Raw genomic sequence first — 5108 nt, forward strand, 5'->3', positions numbered from 1 at the left:
GGATCCCGGCGTCGACCACGGCCGGAGACCGGGACAGGCGAGAGGCGAGCCAGGTGTGCCGCAGGTGCGAGCCGAGGAGGCCGCGGACCTCGTGGCGGTGGGTCGCCCCGGCACCCTCGGGTCGCCGCGCGGCCACCGCCCGGGCGGCGGTCCGCCCGGCGGCGACTCCGGTGGCCACGGCGTAGTAGATGCCCTCACCGGTCATCGGGTTGACCAGGCCGGCGGCGTCGCCGGCCAGCAGGACCGGCCCGTCCGGCTGGTCCCAGCGCCAACTGCTCAGGGGAAGGTGGTGGCCGCGCCAGCCGGTGCCCGTCGCAGCGGCGCCGGGGATGAGTGCCTCGAGCTGGCCGAGCAGCAGCTGCCGGCTGGGGGGCGTGCCCCTGTCCTCGCCGGGCAGCAGCTCGCCGTACCCGACGTTGGCGAGTCCGTCGCCGCGATCGAAGGCCCAGGCGTACGACGGTTGGCGCCGGTCGCCGTACCTGATGACCTGGCGTCCGCGGAGCTCCGGAGTGGTCGGCGCGTAGCCGCGGATCGCGAGGGCGCGTGGTTCGCGGCGCTTACCGAGCAGCGCCTCGCGGACCAGGGAGTGCGCGCCGTCCGCGCCGACGACGACGCCGGCACGCAGCTTGCCCGAGACGAGGAGTGGGTCGGCGGCGATCGACGACACGCGATGCTGACGGAGCACCGCGCCTGCGGCCACGGCACGCGCGACCAGTCGGGCGTCGAAGACCTCCCGCGGCACGACGTGCACCTCGCGCTGCATCCGACCCTCGACCCGCACGTCGCCGTGCGAGAGCTCGAGCTGGTGGAGCGGGGTCCAGTCGTCCACCACGTCGCCCGCGCCGACGGCGGACAACGCGTCCAGGACATGCGGCGCGATGCCGTCGCCGCACGACTTGTCCCGGGGAAAGGTGCTGCGGTCGAGGAGCAGGACACGCATCGAGGGGTCCTCGGCGAGCGCGCCCAGCGCGGCCGCGGCGCCCGCGGGCCCGGCGCCGACGACGACCACGTCCCAGGTCTCGTCCGTCGTCATCGCGCCACCACGAGGATGACGGCGTCGGCGAGCGCGATCCCGATGGCGGCGACGAAGGGGCGACGACCTGTCGCCCCGACCACGACGGCCGCGAGCACGAGGACCACGAGCCCGGCGGGAAGGGCGGCCGCCAGGGGCGGCGAGCCGCCGAGCAGCACCACTGCCGTGGCTGTGACCAGCACGGCCGCCGCGACCGGCGCGATCCACCTGCGACCCAGTCGGTGCGGGAGTCCGCGGACTCCCGTCGCAGCGTCGTCGTCGAGGTCGGGCAGCACGTTGAGGAGGTGCGCGCCGACGCCGAGCAGCGCCCCACCGACCGGCCACCACCACGGCGGAGTGCTGGAGTCGGCGAGCGCCACGAAGGCCGTCAGCCCGCCGAAGGCCACGGCATAGGGCAGCCACGACCACACCGTCGTCTTGAGCCCGAGGTTGTACGCCCACCCGGCGCCCACGCAGACCAGGTGGACCAGTCCTGCCACCAGGCCACAGGCGAGTGACAGCGCGACGCAGGCCAGCACCGCGACGACGCACGCCACCCTGACGACGGGGACCGACACCGAGCCGGCGACGAGCGGCTTGTCGCTGCGACCGGTCCGGCGGTCGCGCGACAGGTCGACGAGGTCATTGCTCCACCCGATGGACAGCTGGCCGGCGAACACGGCGCTGACGACGAGGGCGGACCGTCCGACCGCGAGGCCTTGCGCGGTGGCCAGCAGTCCGGCGAGCACTGTCACCGCCATCGCGGGACCGATGTGCGCCGCGGCCACCAGAGCGTCGAGGCGCGTCGGGACCCGGATCCTCGCGTCTGCCTTCACGGGCGCCTCACTTCTCGCTCGGTCGTGACGTCATCGACCGTACTCACACGTCCCGCACAGGCGCCGCGGTGCCGTCGCGGGCTGGTGGGTCAGCGCGCCCATTCGCTGTACTCACGCACGGACGGGGTGACCACTCCGTCGACGCCGAGCCTGGCCAGCGCGCGCCACTGGGCCGGCGAGTCGGCATACCCGCCGACCACCAGGATCCCCTTGCGGTGCAGGCGCTTGACCCGCGACCTCGTCAGGCTCGACGCGGGCGCGTTGTAGCCCTCGACCATTCCCAACGAGGCCCTCACCTTGCGCCAGCCGCTGACGATGAGCTGGGTGTCGAGCTTCGGCGAGAGCCGGTGCACCCGCTCGAGCACGGTCAGTCGCAGCGACGAGATCGCGACCTGTCCGAAGACGGAGGAGTCCTTGAGCAGGTTGACGACCCCGCGGACCTGGTTGATCGACCAGTTGCTGCCCTTGAGCTCGATCATCAGCGAGGCGCCGTTGTGCTCGGCCCACCCCAGCAGCTCAGGCGCGGTGAGGATCGGCTGCCGACGTGTCCTCGCGACACTCCTTCAACAGGTCCCGCAGCGTCCACGAGCCGATCGGGCCGGTGCAGTCGGTGGTGCGGCCGACACCGCTGTCGTGGAGCACGACCAGTTTGTCGTCCTTGGTGCGCCGCAGGTCGGTCTCGATCGCCGTCGCGCCGTCAGACAGCGCGCGCCCGAACGCCGGCAGGGTGTTCTCGCCGAGCGTCCTGGTCGGGGCACCACGATGGGCAGTCAGGGTGAAGTCCGGGTCGGCGAAGGCGGGCCCGGACGTGAGGCCCGACGCGATGGTCAGCAGGGAGACGAGGGCAACCAGGCGGCGTACGAACACGGCAACATGATGCACTGCTCTACTTCACGCCTTCCGCGCGGCCTCGGCTGCCTTCGCCACCCACTTCGGTGTCTCGCCGTATCGCTGCGTCGTGATCAGCCGTCCCGCCGCCGAGTCCTCGATCAGCTGCACGAGCCGGCGCTCGCGGGTCTCCTCGCGCTTGGCCGAGACGACCCAGTTCTCGGCCACCCTGCGGTAGGACGGCGCCGCAGCATCCCAGAACGCCGCGGCCGCGGGGTTGGCGAGCAGGCGCGCACGCGGCTCGTCGGAGAGCTGACCGCCCGCCTCGTAGGCGTAGATCCCGCTCCGCTCGGGCTTCCTCCTGTCGTACGCCGCCAGGCCAGCTGGCCTCATCCGGCCCTCGGCGACCAGGCGCTCCACGTGCGCGATGTTGACGATGCTCCAGACGCTGCTCGACTTGCGTGGAGTCCAGCGCTGGCGCACGGCGTCCTCGTCGATGCGCTGGGAGACGCTGTCGATCCAGCCGAAGCAGAGCGCCTCCGGGACGGCGTCGTCGTAGGTCAGCCCGCGCTCGGGGACATGCACCTTGTAGAGCCCCATCCAGAGCTCGGTGGCGGTCTCGTGGTTGGCCTCGAGCCACTCACGGAACTCCTCGACCGAGGCGAAGAACAGCGCCGGCTTCTCCGGCGTGCCGCCGGGCGTGCCGACCATCAGGCCCCGCTGAAGTCCGTGATGTGGTCCGCGCGCGAGAGATTCACGCCGGCGAGCAGCCCGTGGACGGCGGCGACCGTCCTGACCACCTCGCTCACGTCGAACTTGTCGGCGTGCGTGAACAGCGCGTGCTCTCCGATTGCCGCGACCAGCACCGACCCGCGCACGAAGTCGAGCCGCACCGCGGTCTCGCGCAGGGACACGTCGAGGGCGCCGAGGATGGCGAGTGCTCGCAGCCCGACCTCGGGCACGGACTCGCGGACACCTTGTCCCGCCGAGTCGTTGTGCATCGCCCCCACGAGTCGGCTCTCGTCGGTGATGATCGCGGCCCAGTCGCTCGCGAGGTCGATCGTGACGCGGCGCAGGGCGCGGTCGATCGCGCGCTGCACGGTCATCCCCGACACCGGCACCATCTGGGGGCGCGCCAGCGGCTGAGCCTCGACCTCGGCCATGATGCTCACCTCTGACGAGACGCCCGCGACGCGGGCCATCATCGCCAGGGCGCTCAGCGTGCTGACGCGCTCGAGCTCACCCAGCTCGAGGAGCGCGCCGATCTGCCTTCCCATCCGGCAGACGTAGCGCAGGGTCTCGGCGAGGTGACCGTCGTCGCCGTCGTCGCCCTCGACCGTCCCGTCAGAGTGCACGTCGAAGCGGACGCGCTCGCGCGCGAGGTCTGGCTCGTTGTGGTCGCTCAACCCGCACTCCCGAATGGCATGTCGCTCGATCCCCGGCGGCTCGAACCTAGCAAGCAACGAGGCCGCAGGGGCCGTTTCCGCTCGTCAGGCCCCGGGCGACGGCGGCGACTACCCCTTCGTCGACCCCAGGGTCAGGCCCGAGACGAACTGCTTCTGGAGGGCGAAGAACACCACGAGCACCGGCAGGGCCACGATGATCGACCCGGCCGCGACGAGGTTGGTGTCGGTGAAGAACTCCCCACGCAGGTTGTTCAGGGCAGACGTCACCGGCAGCTTGTCGCCCTGCTGGATCAGCACGGTCGCCCAGAAGAACTCGTTGTAGACCCAGGTGACCTGCAGGGTGGCCAGGGCCGCGAGCGCGGGACGGACGAGCGGCATGGTGAGCTGCCAGTACTGGCGCCACACGCTTGCGCCGTCGAGCTCGGCCGACTCGTAGATCTCATAGGGCAGCGTCTTCATGTAGTTGCTCAGGACGAAGGTGCAGAACCCCATCTGGAAGGCCGTGTTGACGAGGATGAGCGCCCAGAAGCTGTTGAGCATCGAGCCCGAGTCGCTCATGAAGTAGGGCAGCGGGATCTCGCGGAACATCCGGAAGACCGGGATCAGCAGCGCCTGGGGCGGCAGCAGGTTGGCGGCCAGGAAGACGCCGAGCAGGGCGAGGTTGAAGCGGTAGCTGAAGCGGGCGAGCACGAAGGCGACCATCGAGGAGAGCCACAGCGTCAAGAGCACCGCGGGGACGGTGATGAGCATCGAGTTCTTCATGTGCAGCCCGAAGTTGCCCTGCGACCAGGCCTGCTCGTAGTTGCTGGTGGTCCAGCCGCCGAAGGAGAGGTAGCCGTTGGCCTGGGTGTACTCGTACTCACGGAAGGAGTTGATCAGCGCCCAGAGCAGCGGGAAGAGCCACATGAGCGCAAGCACAGCCACGATGACCGTGGCCACGGTCCCCCGGTGCTTGCTCAGGACACCTCCCTCCTTCCGGGTCGGGGGTGTTCGGTCGCGGGCGCCGACCCCGTCCTCGGGGGGCGT

Annotated in this window: 7 protein-coding genes; all 7 read right to left on the bottom strand. The window is 71.1% G+C overall.

The features are described from left to right. Window positions 1-1033, bottom strand: a 1033-nt coding sequence (locus tag RMO85_RS00575) for a geranylgeranyl reductase family protein (RefSeq protein ID WP_310525786.1), incomplete at its 3' end; no start/stop codon positions are given. Beyond that, the gene (locus RMO85_RS00580) at window positions 1030-1848 is read right to left on the bottom strand and encodes a UbiA family prenyltransferase (RefSeq protein WP_310525790.1); all 819 of its coding nucleotides are present in this window, start codon (window positions 1846-1848) and stop codon (window positions 1030-1032) included. The genes RMO85_RS00580 and RMO85_RS00575, both read right to left, overlap by 4 nt. A gap of 89 nt (window positions 1849-1937) precedes the next feature. Next, a complete protein-coding gene (locus RMO85_RS00585; protein ID WP_310525792.1) occupies window positions 1938-2327 on the bottom strand; it encodes a glycerophosphodiester phosphodiesterase in 390 nt (129 codons plus the stop codon). A 37-nt stretch (window positions 2328-2364) separates the two neighbouring features. After that, window positions 2365-2715: a glycerophosphodiester phosphodiesterase family protein gene (locus tag RMO85_RS00590; protein ID WP_310525794.1), complete on the bottom strand. Its 351-nt coding sequence runs from the start codon at window positions 2713-2715 to the stop codon at window positions 2365-2367. 24 nt (window positions 2716-2739) lie between these two features. After that, entirely contained in the window at window positions 2740-3387 is a 648-nt protein-coding gene (locus RMO85_RS00595) for a YdeI/OmpD-associated family protein (RefSeq protein ID WP_310525795.1), read from the bottom strand. Further along, window positions 3387-4082, bottom strand: a complete 696-nt coding sequence (locus tag RMO85_RS00600; protein WP_310525796.1) for a hypothetical protein — start codon at window positions 4080-4082, stop codon at window positions 3387-3389. The genes RMO85_RS00595 and RMO85_RS00600 overlap by 1 nt, the downstream gene beginning before the upstream one ends. 108 nt (window positions 4083-4190) lie before the next feature. Then, window positions 4191-5108 (bottom strand): carbohydrate ABC transporter permease (locus tag RMO85_RS00605; RefSeq protein ID WP_310525798.1); only part of this gene is annotated, 918 nt, incomplete at its 5' end.

The organism is Nocardioides sp., from assembly GCF_031422975.1.
In the GTDB taxonomy this organism is placed as follows: domain Bacteria; phylum Actinomycetota; class Actinomycetes; order Propionibacteriales; family Nocardioidaceae; genus Nocardioides.

What these genes read in the sequence shown, in the direction of transcription:
- RMO85_RS00585 (WP_310525792.1), bottom strand. Translation starts at nt 2,327, where the DNA reads ATGATCGAGCTCAAGGGCAGCAACTGGTCGATCAACCAGGTCCGCGGG.
- RMO85_RS00595 (WP_310525795.1), bottom strand. Translation starts at nt 3,387, where the DNA reads ATGGTCGGCACGCCCGGCGGCACGCCGGAGAAGCCGGCGCTGTTCTTC.